Annotated in this window: 15 protein-coding genes; 7 read left to right on the forward strand and 8 right to left on the reverse strand. The window is 39.2% G+C overall.

Translation table 11 applies throughout. From position 1 onward, the window contains the following. Nucleotides 1-65: 65 nt before the first annotated feature. Both RM545_RS05785 and RM545_RS05790 read right to left on the reverse strand, forming a co-directional pair. Nucleotides 66-857, reverse strand: coding sequence for a hypothetical protein (locus RM545_RS05785; RefSeq protein WP_311494370.1), 792 nt, complete (start codon nucleotides 855-857; stop codon nucleotides 66-68). Beyond that, nucleotides 844-1,407 (reverse strand): RNA polymerase sigma factor, encoded by a 564-nt coding sequence (locus RM545_RS05790; RefSeq protein WP_311494371.1) that lies wholly within the window; start codon nucleotides 1,405-1,407, stop codon nucleotides 844-846. Before RM545_RS05790 ends, RM545_RS05785 begins: the two co-directional genes overlap by 14 nt. A gap of 192 nt (nucleotides 1,408-1,599) precedes the next feature. Between RM545_RS05790 and rluF the strand changes: the two genes are divergently transcribed. The 4 genes from rluF (at nucleotide 1,600) to RM545_RS05810 (ending at nucleotide 4,467) form a co-directional block, all read left to right on the forward strand. After that, on the forward strand, nucleotides 1,600-2,439 hold the full coding sequence (rluF, locus tag RM545_RS05795; protein WP_311494372.1) for a 23S rRNA pseudouridine(2604) synthase RluF: 840 nt from the start codon (nucleotides 1,600-1,602) through the stop codon (nucleotides 2,437-2,439). Nucleotides 2,440-2,550: 111 nt separating this feature from the next. Then, a complete protein-coding gene (locus RM545_RS05800; protein WP_311494373.1) occupies nucleotides 2,551-2,973 on the forward strand; it encodes a VOC family protein in 423 nt (140 codons plus the stop codon). Between the two features lie 18 nt (nucleotides 2,974-2,991). Continuing rightward, entirely contained in the window at nucleotides 2,992-4,011 is a 1,020-nt protein-coding gene (locus RM545_RS05805; RefSeq protein ID WP_311494374.1) for an AI-2E family transporter, read from the forward strand. Between the two features lie 27 nt (nucleotides 4,012-4,038). Then, on the forward strand, nucleotides 4,039-4,467 hold the full coding sequence (locus RM545_RS05810) for a YkvA family protein (protein WP_311494375.1): 429 nt from the start codon (nucleotides 4,039-4,041) through the stop codon (nucleotides 4,465-4,467). A 2-nt stretch (nucleotides 4,468-4,469) separates the two neighbouring features. Here RM545_RS05810 and RM545_RS05815 read toward each other — a convergent pair whose 3' ends face one another. The 5 genes from RM545_RS05815 to argS form a co-directional block, all read right to left on the reverse strand. Next, nucleotides 4,470-5,369 (reverse strand): bifunctional 5,10-methylenetetrahydrofolate dehydrogenase/5,10-methenyltetrahydrofolate cyclohydrolase, encoded by a 900-nt coding sequence (locus RM545_RS05815; RefSeq protein WP_311494376.1) that lies wholly within the window; start codon nucleotides 5,367-5,369, stop codon nucleotides 4,470-4,472. 33 nt (nucleotides 5,370-5,402) lie between these two features. Beyond that, nucleotides 5,403-5,720: a four helix bundle protein gene (locus tag RM545_RS05820; protein ID WP_311494377.1), complete on the reverse strand. Its 318-nt coding sequence runs from the start codon at nucleotides 5,718-5,720 to the stop codon at nucleotides 5,403-5,405. Nucleotides 5,721-5,811: 91 nt separating this feature from the next. Next, nucleotides 5,812-7,140, reverse strand: a complete 1,329-nt coding sequence (gene ffh, locus RM545_RS05825; protein WP_311494378.1) for a signal recognition particle protein — start codon at nucleotides 7,138-7,140, stop codon at nucleotides 5,812-5,814. Between the two features lie 156 nt (nucleotides 7,141-7,296). Beyond that, nucleotides 7,297-8,541: a DEAD/DEAH box helicase gene (locus RM545_RS05830; RefSeq protein ID WP_311494379.1), complete on the reverse strand. Its 1,245-nt coding sequence runs from the start codon at nucleotides 8,539-8,541 to the stop codon at nucleotides 7,297-7,299. 668 nt (nucleotides 8,542-9,209) lie between these two features. Next, nucleotides 9,210-10,988 carry an arginine--tRNA ligase gene (gene argS / locus RM545_RS05835; protein ID WP_311494380.1) on the reverse strand — a complete coding sequence of 593 codons (1,779 nt, stop codon included), beginning with the start codon at nucleotides 10,986-10,988 and terminating at the stop codon, nucleotides 9,210-9,212. A gap of 169 nt (nucleotides 10,989-11,157) precedes the next feature. Between argS and RM545_RS05840 the strand changes: the two genes are divergently transcribed. Further along, a complete protein-coding gene (locus RM545_RS05840; RefSeq protein ID WP_311494381.1) occupies nucleotides 11,158-11,583 on the forward strand; it encodes a hypothetical protein in 426 nt (141 codons plus the stop codon). Nucleotides 11,584-11,648: 65 nt separating this feature from the next. Here RM545_RS05840 and RM545_RS05845 read toward each other — a convergent pair whose 3' ends face one another. Continuing rightward, entirely contained in the window at nucleotides 11,649-11,852 is a 204-nt protein-coding gene (locus tag RM545_RS05845) for an LPXTG cell wall anchor domain-containing protein (RefSeq protein ID WP_311494382.1), read from the reverse strand. A gap of 70 nt (nucleotides 11,853-11,922) precedes the next feature. On the opposite strand from RM545_RS05845, the gene RM545_RS05850 reads away from it, so the two are divergent. Continuing rightward, nucleotides 11,923-13,386, forward strand: coding sequence for an SDR family oxidoreductase (locus tag RM545_RS05850; protein ID WP_311494383.1), 1,464 nt, complete (start codon nucleotides 11,923-11,925; stop codon nucleotides 13,384-13,386). Next, a complete protein-coding gene (locus RM545_RS05855; RefSeq protein ID WP_311494384.1) occupies nucleotides 13,367-14,857 on the forward strand; it encodes a BCCT family transporter in 1,491 nt (496 codons plus the stop codon). The genes RM545_RS05850 and RM545_RS05855 overlap by 20 nt, the downstream gene beginning before the upstream one ends. Nucleotides 14,858-15,022: the final 165 nt, after the last annotated feature.

Here is a 15,022-nt window from a genome sequence, read left to right on the forward strand (position 1 = left end):
CTCCTTCAGATTGATTGATGAATGACCCTTTCGGGATTGTGATGATTATTATTAACTTTTTAGTACTAATCGTTTCTTGCTGCTACCGCTGTTCTTGCTTTCACAAAGCCATCTTTTAACATATCAAATACTTTCTCTCTAAAAGACGCATCCAGCTCTTCCTCTACATCTGCCAAAAGCGAAAGTGCATCTACCGACCCCGCAGTATATCGAAATTGTGAAGATTTGCTTATCTCTTTTGCGGCACTTGCCAGCAACTGGTCCACCTCATTATTTGTCAATTCAGGACCTTGGGCTTCTTTTGCAGCTACTTCAGCAATTATCTGCTCCAGTTTGCTCTTTAAAATTTCGTTTTTAGTCAATTCCTCTTCAGAAGTAGGCATTCTACTTTCGTTGATCGTATTTTCTTCATTTTTCTTCGGAATTTCAGCAGCCACAGCGACGATTTGCGTATTATTTACTGCTTTTTCAGGTTTCTGAACATTTTTTTCTTCCGCAGAATTAAATTTTGCTTCTGAAAGATCTTCAACTTCATTTTCTTCTGAAGCAATTCTTTCTTCAGGTCGATAATTGGCATTTTCAGGGGCTGCCTTATTTTCTTCAATTTCTTCCGTAGGATTATCTACAATTGAAGGTGAAGTGTTGGAAATGTCAGTTTTCAGTACAAAGGTGCCAATGAGGAGCGCCGTAACTGCCGCAGCGGCAATTCCCATCCACCATTTACGACTAATGCCGGATGACTTTTTCTCTTCAGCATCCAATCTTCTGCTTAATTTGTCCCAGCTGTCTTCTGAAGGCGAAATTTGCCTTTTTTCGAACTGCTCTTTTATATGTTTTTCAAATTTATTTGGTGCCATAACCTGTAGTACTTTGTGATTTTAATTTCTCCTGCAACATTTTTCTCGCTTTAAACAATTGTGATTTCGAAGTTCCTTCAGAAATATTCAGCATTTTCGAAATCTCGCTGTGCTTATAACCTTCTACAGCATACATTACAAAAACCATCCTGTAACCTTCGGGAAGTCCATCTATTAACTGTTGCAAATGCGCTACTTCCAATTCAGAATTAATATTATTTCCACTTTCAGAATAATGGGTCATTTCCTCCTGCTCAAATGCTACTTTGTGATTTGCCCGTAAAAAAGAAATTGCTTCTCTAACCATTATTTTTCGTATCCAGCCTTCAAAACTTCCTTCATCTTTAAACGAATCTAAGTTGGTGAAAACTTTGAAAAATCCGTTTAGCATTACCTCTTCAGCATGATGAAGATCTTTAATATACTGCCTGCAAACACTCAACATTTTCCCAGAATGAATCTCGTACAAACGCTGTTGCGCCTCCCGGTTATTGTTGGCGGCACGTTTGATGAGTCGCGTATCGTTTTTAAAAAGCTGAATTACTTTCACCTGGTAATTGTTATTAAAGGCTTCTATTTACATAGACGCGGAAAAGTTACAAAAGGTTGCCTGACCCAATTATTTTTTATTGAAATTTCTTCTGAAGAAAAATTATCCCTGAATTTACAGGTCGAAAATTGCCATTTTAAGCACGTGCCTATTGGGATTTAAATCTTGTATCTTTGCAACAGAATTCATTTTATGTCTGAAATTAAACTTACCAGAATCAACAAATACCTGAGTGAAGTGGGCTACTGCTCGCGCCGGGAAGCCGATAAATTAATCGAACAGGGCAGAATTACCCTAAATGGAGAAGTCCCTGAAATGGGAACCAAAGTTGCTCCCGGAGATGAAGTGCGGGTAAATGGAAAATTAGTTTCCAAAGAAGAACTTAAGGAGCCGAATGTTTACCTGGCTTTTAATAAGCCTGTTGGTATTGTTTGCACTACAGATACTCGGGTCGAAAAAGATAATATTATAGATTACATCAATTATCCCAAACGGATTTTCCCAATTGGCCGGCTGGATAAACCAAGTGAAGGATTAATTTTCCTTACCAACGATGGTGATATTGTAAACAAAATTCTGCGTGCCCGCAATAATCACGAAAAGGAATATATTGTAAGCGTCAATAAACCAATCACCAAAGATTTTATAAACCGAATGGGCTCCGGAATTCCAATTCTGGGAACAACTACAAAGAAATGTGAAGTAGAGCAGCGCGGGAAATATGAATTCAGGATTATTCTGACCCAGGGATTAAACAGACAGATTAGAAGGATGTGCGAATTTTTAGGCTATGAAGTTACATCGCTGAAGCGCATTAGAATTATGAATGTACAACTGGATGTTCCGGTTGGAAAATGGCGGGAACTAACCGAAGATGAACTTAAAACCATTAACAGAATGGTAGATGAGTCTGTAAAGACAGAAGAAGCCTCAAAACTTAAAGATTCGCCCAATAACCAGAAAATTGCGAAGCGCCTTCCGAAGAAAGAAAATCCTCATAATGTAAGGCGTAAGCGCAGAAACAAATCTTAACAGATTATTAGCGCCCGGTGCAGCCTTCATCTAAATTTATCTTGCTAATTTTAAGCGAAATTGATTTTCTCTGGTACAGAAAAACCAGAATCCCTTAAACCAACCAATAATATGAGAATACAACCTTTCCATCTTGCCATACCGGTTTCTGACCTTCAGAAATGTAGAAAGTTCTATAGGGAAACCCTTGGTTGCGGAGAAGGACGTAGTAGCGATCATTGGGTGGATTTTAATTTTTTCGGTCATCAACTGGTCATTCATCACAAAGCACCTGAAGACACAGCTTCTTCCGGGAGCAATCCAGTGGATGGGAAAGATGTGCCAATACCTCACTTTGGAGTAGTTTTGCAATGGGATGTTTTTCAGGAGTTTGCCAAATTACTAAAATCCAAAAATATCGATTTTGTTATTGAACCTTATATTCGTTTTAAAGGAAAGGTAGGCGAACAAGCTACAATGTTTTTTAAAGATCCATGCGGAAATGCTCTGGAGTTCAAGGCTTTTAGAGATATGGATCAGCTTTTTGCCCAGTAACTACCAACTAAATATACTATGAACACATTAAAACCGGCTCTGGTACGTCAGATTTTCGTGCTATTGCTGATTCTTTTTTTAGCGGTTTTAATCTTTAAGGAAATTGTCCCTTATTTATCAGGAGTTCTTGGCGCAATTACACTTTATGCACTTCTTATAAACTGGATGCGAAAATTACTTTATCGTGGATGGAAACCCAGTCTCGCAGCAGCCTTTTTAATGTCCGGTTCTTTTGTTGGTATACTTGTACCGGTAACTTTAATTGTGCTTATGCTTTCTTCTAAAATAGGAAAAGCAGTTGCAAATTCAGAAAGGGTTGTTTCTGCTGTAAAAGAACAGACCTACTACCTGGAGGATTATTTCGGGTACAATTTGAGTCAGACTATCGACACCTCCTCCGTTACAAGCTGGATCTCTACTAATCTTCAAAGCCTTGCAGGAGGCACCTTTGATGCTTTTATAGCAATAGGGATTATGTACTTTATGCTCTATTACATGCTTACAAACAGAGAGGCTCTTAAAGATTCCCTTATTGCATACATCCCCTTGGGAAAAGAAAACCTTACTCATATTGGCGAAGAAAGCAATCAGCTGGTTAAGTCGAACGCATTGGGAATACCATTGGTAGCACTATGCCAGGGGATTATTGCGTTAATAGGTTATCTCGTAATAGGTGTCCCCGATCCTTTCTTCTGGTTTGTAATTACAGCAGTTGGCTCTATGATCCCTTTTATAGGAACCGCACTGGGGATTCTTCCGGTAACAATCCTTCTCTTCGCTCAGGGAGATAATCTCCAGGCGATTGCGATTCTAATTTACGGACTTGTAGTGGTAGGAGCAACAGACAATATTATACGTCTTTATGTATTGGAAAGACTGGCGAGTGTTCATCCTCTAATTACGCTCTTTGGGGTAGTTGTAGGTGTGCCTCTATTCGGATTTATAGGACTAATATTTGGACCTATTTTGATCTCTTTGTTCTTATTAATTCTGAAGATATATAAGAAAGAATACGGAAATGCCCATAACAGATTGTAATTAAAAAATAACTAAAACCTAGAAATAATGTTAGAAAAGAAGCTCAACGAATTAGATGAAAAGTACCTGAAAGAAGGAGCCGCAAAAATAAAAGACGGAGATGTGGAAATTGCTGCGGAAAATCAGGAGCAGATTTCAGACAAAATCCTCAATTCCAGTATGCTGAAAAAATATACTGAAATAGGAAAATTATTGTTTGGTATGCTGCAGGATTACCGTAAGGGAATCTACAGCAATATGCCATGGTTTACGATTGCGGCTATTACATTCGCACTGCTGTATATTCTAAACCCTCTGGACGTTGTACCCGATTTTATTCCCGGACTTGGTTATATAGATGATTTTGCCATCATGACCGTAGCCTTGAGATTTCTTGAAACTGACCTACACAGTTACCTTGACTGGAAACTTGCTGAAGGAGATTCGGGAGAAGAGGAAAATCCGGAAAACGCATAATATTAGCTTTGGTGTTCTTTTTTTAGAGCTCTATGACGTTCTCTTGCAAGTAAAGTGTTTTTCAGCAACATAGAAACAGTCATAGGGCCTACACCTCCGGGCACCGGAGTGATATAAGATGCACGTTTACTAACATTTTCGAAGTCCACATCTCCTTTGATGATATATCCCCTGGGACTATCTTCATCTGGAACGCGGGTGATTCCCACATCGATGATGATAGCATCATCTTTTATCATTTCGCCTTTAAGAAAATCGGGGATACCAACAGCAATAATTATAATATCTGCCTGGGAGGTAATTTGCGTAATGTTTTTGGTAAACTCGTGGGTAAGTGTAACCGTAGAATTCCCTGGGAAGCCGCTACGCCCCATAAGGATGCTCATTGGTCTTCCAACAATATAACTTCTGCCAATCACCACAGTATGTTTTCCTTTGGTAGGAATATCGTATCGCTCCAGTAATTCTAAAATCCCAAAGGGTGTCGCCGGAATAAAAGAGGTCATATCAAAAGCCATTTTTCCAAAATTGGTAGGATGAAATCCATCTACATCTTTATCTGGATCTACAGCCAATAAAACCTTTTGAGTATCGATTTGTTTTGGCAACGGAAGCTGAACAATAAACCCGTCGATATCATCATTCTGATTTAATTCTTCAATCTTATCCAGTAATTCCAGCTCACTCACGGTAGAAGGCAATCTGTAGAGCGAAGATTCAAATCCCACCTGCTTGCAGGATTTCACTTTACTATTTACGTAAGTAAGGCTCGCACCGTCGTTTCCAACAATAATTGCAGCCAAATGCGGAACTTTCTCTCCGCGTTCTTTCATTTTTGTAACCTCTTTAGCAATTTCATTTTTAATGTCGTTGCTGATTTTCTTACCGTCGAGTATTGTCATATTTAGTTAACAGTGTTCAGTCTCAGTTTGCAGTCATTCTTTACTTGCTCCAAACTTAGCAGGATTGTTTATCATATAGTTTAGCAGCTTTCCAACTTCTAAACTTTTTTGGTTTAGTTCTTCTTTGGTATTTTTAGTAATATATCCATAAGCAAATTCCAGCCAACTTTGGGTTTCAGCATTTTCAGCATCACTATCAATTAATTTGCTGATAAAGTGACTTGGGTAGCGCCGCTTTCGATAAGCTTCCGCCACATTTGCACAAACTGAACGGGAACTTCTTCTGATCTGGTCTGTCAAAGAATATTTCTCTTCTTTTGGAAAATCTCTTGTCAGATTAAAAATGTCCATTGCAAGGCCAAAACCAGTTTCTTAAACTTTTAACGACCTGAAATCCATTAACTCCAAATTTTTCTGCCTACTGCCCCTGCAAACTGATTTTTTACTTCATCCCCTTCATCATATTCATCATCTGCCGGCCACCACCACCTTGCATCATCTTCATCATTTTTCCCATCTGGTTGAATTGTTTCAACAGCTGATTCACTTCCTGAACAGAAGTTCCTGATCCTTTTCCGATTCTTTTCTTTCTGCTGGAATTAATAATTTTTGGATTACTTCTTTCTTCCGGAGTCATCGAATGGATTATCGCTTCAATTCCTTTAAATGCATCGTCATCTATATCTACATCCTTCAGCATTTTTCCAGCTCCGGGAATCATCCCAAGAAGGTCCTTCATAGAACCCATCTTCTTAATTTGCTGAAGCTGATTCAGAAAATCATCAAATCCGAATTTATTTTTGGCAATTTTCTTCTGAAGTTTCCTCGCTTCCTCTTCATCATATTGCTCCTGCGCACGCTCCACAAGGGAAACCACGTCACCCATCCCCAAAATTCTATCGGCCATACGGGAAGGATAGAACACGTCCATCGCATCCATCTTTTCACCGGTCCCGATAAACTTTATAGGCTTGTTTACAACAGATTTAATCGAAATTGCAGCACCACCACGAGTATCACCATCTAATTTAGTAAGGATAACCCCGTCAAAATTAAGGCGCTCGTTAAAGGTTTTTGCAGTATTCACTGCATCCTGACCTGTCATGGAATCTACCACAAACAATGTTTCCTGTGGTTGGATGGCACTGTGAATATTAGCAATTTCGGTCATCATCGCCTCATCAATCGCCAGACGACCCGCGGTATCTATGATCACCACGTTGTGTCCGTTTTCTTTAGCATGCGCAATGGCAGCCTTGGAAATTGCAACCGGATCCTGATTTCCTTCATCACTAAAAACCTCAACGCCAACCTGTTCTCCAACTACGTGAAGCTGATTGATCGCCGCCGGCCTGTAAACATCACAGGCAACCAAAAGTGGTTTTTTAGTTTTTTTATTTTTAAGATAATTCGCAAGTTTCGCTGAAAAAGTTGTTTTACCACTCCCCTGCAAACCAGACATTAATATTACAGAAGGGTTTCCTGAAAGGTTTACTCCAGCAGCTTCACCACCCATAAGCTGGGTTAGCTCGTCTTTTACAAGCTTCACCAACATCTGGCCCGGTTTTAAAGCCGTAAGTACATCCTGTCCAAGTGCCTTTTCTTTAACCTTATTAGTAAATTCCTTTGCAATCTTGTAATTAACATCGGCATCTACCAAAGCCCGTCGCACTTCCTTTAAAGTCTCTGCTACGTTTATTTCAGTAATCTGGCCATGCCCTTTTAAAACATGAAAGGCATTATCTAACTTGTCACTTAAATTATCAAACATATTCTTGCTACGTTTTTAAGAATTGCAAAGATAAGGATTGGCAACTTAGTTACAAAGGCAGTTATGCGGAAAAGATTGAAGATTAAATTGTTTGACTCAACAAAAAAACCACCATACAAAAGTACAGTGGTTTCTAAAAATATCTTATTATCAAGCCTAATTTCGCCTTCTACTGTAATTACCGCCAGATTTTGGCTTATTATTTTTTCTTCTGGGACGGTTATTTGCCTTGTTTTCAGCTTTCTTTTCTAAAACCTCATCAAGACTTTCAGTTGGTTCAAAACCAGTTATTACATCTTTTTCCAGCGTTTCCCCAAGGAGTTTTTCGATACCCCGTACATATTCGTTTTCATCTACACTTACCAAAGAAATGGCTTCCCCGCTGGCTCCTGCCCTTCCTGTACGTCCAATTCTATGTACGTAGTCTTCCGGAATATTGGGAAGTTCATAATTTATGACGTGTGGTAGAAGCGGAATGTCCAGGCCACGGGCGGCAATATCTGTTGCAACCAGTACGCGTACATTTCCTTTTTTGAATCCGTCGAGTGCTTTTGTACGCGCACCCTGGCTCTTGTTACCATGGATTGCTGCGGAAGTAATTCCGGTTTTTCCCAGTTTTTCGCTGAGACGGTTTGCACCGTGTTTGGTTCTGGTAAAAACAAGCACCTGTTCCCAGTTTCCGTCTGAAATTAATTTGGTAATTAAAGCAGTTTTCTTCGACTTGTTTGTCCTGTAAACTTTCTGATCTACCTTTTCTGCAGTAGTATTTTCCGGAGTGGCTTCAACTAAAACAGGTTTTGTAAGGAAAGTATTCGCCAGTTGCTTTATTTCCTTTGAAAAAGTTGCTGAAAAAAGCAAATTCTGACGCTTCTCCGGCATAAGTGCAAGAATTTTCTTGATATCTCTAAGAAAACCCATGTCGAGCATCCTATCGGCTTCATCCAAAACCAAAATTTCAATATTGGATAAACTAAATGCTTTTTGCTGATGCAAATCCAGCAAACGACCAGGTGTTGCCACCAGAATATCTACACCCTGGCGCAAAGCACGTATTTGTGGTGCGGAATTTACTCCGCCAAAAATTACATGTGATTTGATATCCAAAAATGTACTATAATCCTTAACATCCTCTAAAACCTGTGCGGCAAGTTCTCTCGTTGGCGTTAAAACTAAAGCACGGACGGGCCTTTTTCTTAAATTTTCTCCTTCAGATAAAATCTGAAGCATTGGCAAAGTAAACCCGGCTGTTTTACCGGTTCCTGTTTGCGCCGATGCTAAAATATCTCTTCCTTCTAAAATAAATGGAATTGCCTTTTCCTGAATAGGGGAAGGCGTAGTGTATCCTTTTTTACTGATTGCTTTCAGCAAGGGTTCAGACAGACCCAATGATTTAAATGACATAAAAATTGTTTAAAAAATGACAATTTTAAGCTATGCCATTTTTATATAAGCGGCAAAGGTACAGCTAATTCCCGAGCTAATCTATTTTTAGGGTTTTTGAGGGTTTGTTGTCTGTTGTTTGTGGTTCGCCGCAGGAACCCATATACTTCTCCACGAAAAAAGTAAAAATTGAAAAGTGAAAATTCTAATTTTCCTCTCTCCTCTAAAAAAGTTGAACTTCAAAAATGGCAAATATCGACCTATTATCTTTGCCTCAAATTCATCTATTTTCTTTCCTCTCTCCTCTTTTTCTCTATTCTCTCCTCTGAAAAAAGGCAAGCTTCAAAAATGGCAATTATCGGCATAAAAGGTTCGTACTTCTAACTTTATACCCCATAATTCTATTTCTCCCGCAGATATGCGCAGATCATTTTTATGAACTTTGCAGAAAGTGAAGACACTCAAATGATAATTACCGACCTACTGAAGATTCTTCTGCTACCAATTCACAAATAAACATGAAATACTTCTGAAAACATGTCTATTTCTTTCCTCTCTCCTCTTTTCTCTATTCTCTTTCCTCTAAAAAAGCTAAACCTCAAAAATGGCAATTATCGGCACTACGTCTCAATTTACACCTCCCACTTCCCACTTCGTTACCTCGAACTTCTAATTTCGTACTTCAACAACTACATTCTCTCCGGAACCTCAATTCCCAATAAAGCGAAAGACGATTTTATCACGTTTCCAACTGCCTTAGATAATTGAACCCTAAAAATTTTCTCTTCCAGTTCGTCTGCACCTAGAATGGTCACGTTTTGATAAAATGAATTAAATTCTTTCACCAAATCATAGGTGTAATTGGCAATAAGCGCCGGACTATGATTCTCTGCAGCTAACTGCACTGTTTCAGGATAAAGCTGAAGCTGCTTTATCAATTCTTTCTCCTTGTCGTGCAACTGATAGTCTGCCGGGACATCTTTACTGTGGTCAAAATTGGCTTTTCGGATAATCGACTGAATCCTGGCGTAGGTGTACTGGATAAACGGGCCCGTATTTCCCTGGAAATCCACCGACTCTTTTGGATCAAATAAAATCCGTTTTTTAGGATCCACCTTCAGGATATAATATTTTAAGGCTCCAAGACCAATGGTGCGATACAATTCGTCTTTTTCTTCTTCAGAATAACCGTCTAATTTTCCTAATTCTTCAGAAATAGTACGGGCTGTTTCCTTCATTTCAACAATAAGATCATCGGCATCTACAACCGTTCCTTCGCGGCTTTTCATTTTTCCGCTTGGTAAATCCACCATTCCGTAGCTAAGGTGGTAGAGATAATCTGCCCAATCGAAACCAAGTTTTTTCAGAATAAGGAAAAGCACTTTAAAGTGATAATCCTGTTCGTTTCCTACGGTATAAACCATTCCGTTAATGTCGAAATCTTTCACACGCTGGATGGCCGTACCAATATCCTGCGTCATATAAACCGCCGTACCATCGCTTCTAAGGACAATTTTCTCATCCAGGCCTTCGTCTGTAAGATCTATCCAAACACTGCCGTCGTCTTTTTTATAAAAAACTCCTTTTTCCAGTCCCTGGTTTACCACATCTTTGCCAAGAAGATAGGTGTTGCTTTCGTAGTAATTTTTGTCAAAATCCACTCCCAAAGCATCGTAGGTTTTCTCGAAACCATCGTAAACCCACTGATTCATCTTTTCCCAGAGCGCAACCACTTCAGGATCTCCCGCTTCCCATTTTAGCAACATTTGTTTTGCTTCAACCAAAATAGGAGCTTCAGCTTTTGCAGCGTCTTCAGAAAGGCCTTTTTCCTTTAATTCAGCAATTTCTTTTTTGTATTCCTGGTCGAATTTCACATAGTAATTGCCGACCAGTTTATCTCCTTTAAGCCCTGTAGACGCCGGAGTTTCTCCCTTTCCGAAGCGCTCCCAGGCAAGCATGGATTTACAAATATGGATTCCGCGGTCGTTTATAATCTGAGTTTTATAGACTTTATTCCCGGCAGCTTTAAGAATTTCTGAAACCGAATAGCCTAATAAATTATTCCGGATATGTCCAAGATGTAAGGGCTTGTTGGTGTTTGGCGAGGAATATTCTACCATAATTCCCTTGGCATCTTGAGCCGGAGGAAGAATTCCGAAATCTTCCCTGTTCTTCATATTTCCGAAGAAATTGAGGTAAAAAGAATTACTCAGAACTATATTTAAAAATCCCTGCACCACGTTAAAATGAGAAACCTCAGCAACATTTTCCTGAAGATAATTGCCAATTTCCTGCCCTAACTTTGCAGGATTAGTTTTGACCTGGCGCAACATAGGAAAAGTAACCAGCGTAACATCACCTTCAAAATCCTTACGTGTAGGCTGAAATTCTATCTGGTCTATTTCAACATCATGAATCTTTTTTACAGCTTCTTTTACGTGTGTTGCAAGAATGCTCTGAATTGCCATTTTATCCTATGTTTAAAATTATATTCTGAATTAAGAAGGTGCAAAGATAAGAGAAATTAGACGTTTGCCTACAGGCTTTACATTCAAATAGCTATCTTTAGTGTTCCAAAAAAGAGTTCGGAATTCGGAGTTCGGGTTTAACCTTGCCTGCAAATCAAATTATAATTATATGCTTCAGAACATTTCCTATAATCGTCCCGCTATTAAAGCTAAAATTGATACTGAAGTAGGTAAAACTTTTACGCTTCTGGAAAGAATGCGGCTAAATGGAATAGGCTCTCCTAAACTTCATATCACCGATACCAGTATTGAAATTCAGAATTTACTAATCCTGGACAACAATGCAAAAACCTGTAATATCGAAATGCGCCCTAACGGAATTATCGTGATGTTCCGTAGTATTCTGGAGACTTATGCTTTAATAATACCGTATTACAAGCTTACGCTGTATAAGGGAAAAGCCGAAGAATATTCGATTTACCGCGAACACTATTTTATTAAAGTAAAAGCAAATTCTCCAGCCATTCATAAATTCTTCCGAAAAATAATTGATTATAAAGCAGATAACGCACCGTCTCAAATTGATGATCTTTGATAAATCTATACTCTAAAAGTCTACTTTAGACCTTTTAGCTTTTGTTTAGAGACCTTCCCGGCAAATTACCTCCGTCTAAAAGCCAGACCGCCTATAAGTGCAAGTATTCCGAAGCCTATCATTGCATAAGCCTGAGTGTTATCCCCGTGTGCTTCTACCTGGATTGGCCCCGCGTTAATGGCAAATTCCGGAGTAATTACAGCATAAAGTCCGTAGGCTATAAGTCCGATACCTATCAGTAAAAGCACGATCTTCAGGACGTTATTCATTTTATAAAGTTTTATTAAGTATAGGTGAAAGTACTAATATATTCTTTAAATTATAAGATAAACTACTTATATGCGGATTCTATTGACGGGTGCAAATGGTTATATTGGAATGCGCCTGCTTCCCGAACTTCTGGAGCAGGGTCACGAGGTAGTGTGTGCCGTCAGGAACAAAAATCGCTTTTCTTCTTCAAGCGAACTAAGAAAACAGGTGGAAATTGTGGAAATCGATTTTTTAGAAGACAATGAGCCGCCGGAAAAGGTCCTGGACATTGATATTGCTTATTATCTCATTCACTCCATGTCTGGCTCCACCACAGATTTTGAAGAAAAAGAAGCTAAAGCTGCACACAATTTTAATAAAATGATGGCCGCCACTTCTGTAAATCAGGTTATCTATTTAAGCGGAATTGTTAATGAGGAGCACCTCTCCAAGCATTTAGAATCCCGAAAAAAAGTTGAAGACATTCTCTACAAAGGAGACTTTAACACTACGGTATTAAGGGCGGCTATAATTATAGGTTCAGGGAGTTCTTCTTTTGAAATTTTAAGGGATCTGTGTGAAAAATTGCCGGCAATGATCACTCCGCAATGGGTGAGAACCAAATGCCAGCCACTGGCGATTAGAGATGTGATTAAATTTCTTACCGGAGTGATTGGCAAGGAAGAATGTTATAACGAATCTTTTGATGTTGGTGGTCCAGACATCCTTAGTTATCAGGAGATGATGGAGCAGTATGCAAAAGTGCGCGGATTAAAAATCTGGATCTGGAGTGTACCTGTAATGTCACCAAAGTTATCTTCTTACTGGTTGTACTTTATTACCTCTACCTCCTACAAACTGGCGCAAAACCTGGTGGATAGCATGAAGATTGAAGTGGTTACCAAAGATAAGCGGCTTCAGGAATTACTGGATATTGAACCTTTACATTATACTGAAGCTATAGAATTAGCTTTTTACAAAATTGAACAAAACCAGGTGATTTCCAGCTGGAAGGATTCCCTGAGCAGCGGACGTTTTAAGAAGGAACTGAATAAATACGTACAGGTACCTAAATACGGATGTTTAAAAGACGAACAATCTATAAAAGTTGATCATCCTGAAGAAGTTCTAGACAGGATCTGGTCTATTGGCGGACTTAAAGGCTGGTACTACGGAAACCAACTTTGGAAATTCCGTGGCTATGTCGATAAATTATTTGGTGGCGTAGGCCTTCGCAGAGGGAGAACCCATCCTACAATGATCGCCAGCGGAGACTCGCTGGATTTCTGGCGGGTTTTACTCGCAGACCGCGAAGAAAGACGGCTTCTATTGTTTGCTGAAATGAAAGTCCCAGGGGAAGCATGGCTGGAATTTAAAATTGATGAAGAGAATATTCTCCACCAAACTGCTACCTTCCGGCCAAAAGGAATTTGGGGAAGACTCTACTGGTATTCTATGTATCCATTTCATTATTTTATCTTTGAAGGAATGTTGAATAGAATTGCCAAAGGAGAACCACAAAATCCAAGTAGAATTGAACAACTTCAGGAATAAGATAAAACAGAATCCGCTTTTTTATTTCTCTACCGGAGTTCTTCTTATTTTCTCTCTCTTCATTTTCTTTTTTACTGAAGAATTTTATGAAGTTATAGAAAGCGGTTCCATTTGGGTAAGGGAAATTTTTGGAGGTTTCTATTTGTGGCTCGGGCTCATTTGCGTAGTTTTTTTACTCTTTATAGCCTTTTCGAAATTCGGAAAAATACGTTTAGGCAATTCCCCTCCGGAATTCGACAGGCTCTCCTGGATCGCAATGCTTTACAGTGCAGGAATGGGCGCCGGAATTCTTTTGCGCGCCGTCCAGGAACCGGTTTATATGTATTTGAATCCGCCACTTTCCACTTCTTCTTCCAATGAAGTTATTGCGCTGGAATACACTTTTTATCAATGGGGATTTACCGCCTGGGCATTTTATGGCGTCTTTGCCATTGTTATTGGTTATTCCATTTTTGTAGAAAAAGCAGATGTGCGGCTAAGCTCTGGATTAACTAATAGTCGAAAATTGCCATTTTTGCCACTGCTTATAGATCTGCTTACCATTCTTACCACCGTCTTTGGCCTGGTAGCAGCAATCGCATTGGGAACCACACAAATTGAAGGCGGACTTAGTCATTTACTGCAAAAACCTGCCGGAGAGCTTGCTCCTGTTCTAGGAATCGTCTTTCTTGTTTGTCTGCTAGCCTTTTTTTCGGCCTGGGCCGGTGTGCAAAAAGGAATTAGGAGAATTTCAAACCTGAATATCTACACCACGGTTATCCTTATGCTGTTTGTGCTATTTTCAAGTAATATTTTGGCAATTTTCAGCAACTTTTTCCAGTCGCTCTACCATTATGTGGTAGATTTTATTCCGTTGAGCCTCGCTTTGGGAGATTATAATCCTGGAAAGCAGTTCTTGACCGACTGGACGTACTATTATTGGGCATTCTGGCTGGCATGGGCACCATTTACGGGAATCTTTATCGCCCGCATTTCTAAAGGCCGCAGCCTACGGGAGATGATAATTGGCATTTTACTGGTGCCATCTTTAGGAAGCTTTTTCTGGTTTAGCGTTTTTGGAACTTCAGCATTTCATATTATTGAAGGAATGAATACCTACAATGGAGAATTCAGCAATGTATTTACTTCTATGTTTGTATTTTTTGAAAACCTGCCGTTCTCCGGAATTTCCAGTGTGGTGGTAATTCTACTGCTTATGAGTTTCCTGGTAACTTCGGTAGATTCAGCAATATTTGTGCTGAGTATGTTCAGTGATAAGGGAAAAGAAGAGCCAAAAAAGAAATTCCGACTTATTTGGGCTATCCTTATCCTTATTTTTTCTGAAGCTATTATTGTATTGGGAAATATTAAACCCGAAAGTGACGTATTAACAGCTATGCAGAAGTTTTTAATCATCAGTTCCCTCCCATTTGCCATTTTTACGGCGGGAATTTTAGCAATAACAGCTAACAAATTTTTAAGAAATATCTAACTCTTCTGTACCTGTTTGTTTATATCTTAGCACATCCCCCTACAACTTTTACTATGAAATTCTATTACTCTGAAAAAACTGAGAACAATACGGATTACAGGACTTTTATTCCTTTTCTTTTGCTGCTGCGCTTGTAACGACAGTCAAAAGGATTCTGAAACCATC

Origin of the sequence: Autumnicola lenta (genome assembly GCF_031846515.1) — a bacterium.
Lineage (GTDB): Bacteria > Bacteroidota > Bacteroidia > Flavobacteriales > Flavobacteriaceae > Autumnicola > Autumnicola lenta.

Bases quoted from the DNA above. Each gene is read 5' to 3' on its own strand.
- RM545_RS05845 (WP_311494382.1), bottom strand. From the start codon at position 11,852: ATGAATAACGTCCTGAAGATCGTGCTTTTACTGATAGGTATCGGACTT.
- RM545_RS05830 (WP_311494379.1), bottom strand. From the start codon at position 8,541: ATGTCATTTAAATCATTGGGTCTGTCTGAACCCTTGCTGAAAGCAATC.
- argS (WP_311494380.1), bottom strand. From the start codon at position 10,988: ATGGCAATTCAGAGCATTCTTGCAACACACGTAAAAGAAGCTGTAAAA.
- RM545_RS05810 (WP_311494375.1), top strand. From the start codon at position 4,039: ATGTTAGAAAAGAAGCTCAACGAATTAGATGAAAAGTACCTGAAAGAA.
- RM545_RS05850 (WP_311494383.1), top strand. From the start codon at position 11,923: ATGCGGATTCTATTGACGGGTGCAAATGGTTATATTGGAATGCGCCTG.
- RM545_RS05805 (WP_311494374.1), top strand. From the start codon at position 2,992: ATGAACACATTAAAACCGGCTCTGGTACGTCAGATTTTCGTGCTATTG.
- rluF (WP_311494372.1), top strand. From the start codon at position 1,600: ATGTCTGAAATTAAACTTACCAGAATCAACAAATACCTGAGTGAAGTG.
- RM545_RS05785 (WP_311494370.1), bottom strand. From the start codon at position 857: ATGGCACCAAATAAATTTGAAAAACATATAAAAGAGCAGTTCGAAAAA.
- RM545_RS05840 (WP_311494381.1), top strand. From the start codon at position 11,158: ATGCTTCAGAACATTTCCTATAATCGTCCCGCTATTAAAGCTAAAATT.
- ffh (WP_311494378.1), bottom strand. From the start codon at position 7,140: ATGTTTGATAATTTAAGTGACAAGTTAGATAATGCCTTTCATGTTTTA.
- RM545_RS05815 (WP_311494376.1), bottom strand. From the start codon at position 5,369: ATGACAATACTCGACGGTAAGAAAATCAGCAACGACATTAAAAATGAA.
- RM545_RS05820 (WP_311494377.1), bottom strand. From the start codon at position 5,720: ATGGACATTTTTAATCTGACAAGAGATTTTCCAAAAGAAGAGAAATAT.
- RM545_RS05800 (WP_311494373.1), top strand. From the start codon at position 2,551: ATGAGAATACAACCTTTCCATCTTGCCATACCGGTTTCTGACCTTCAG.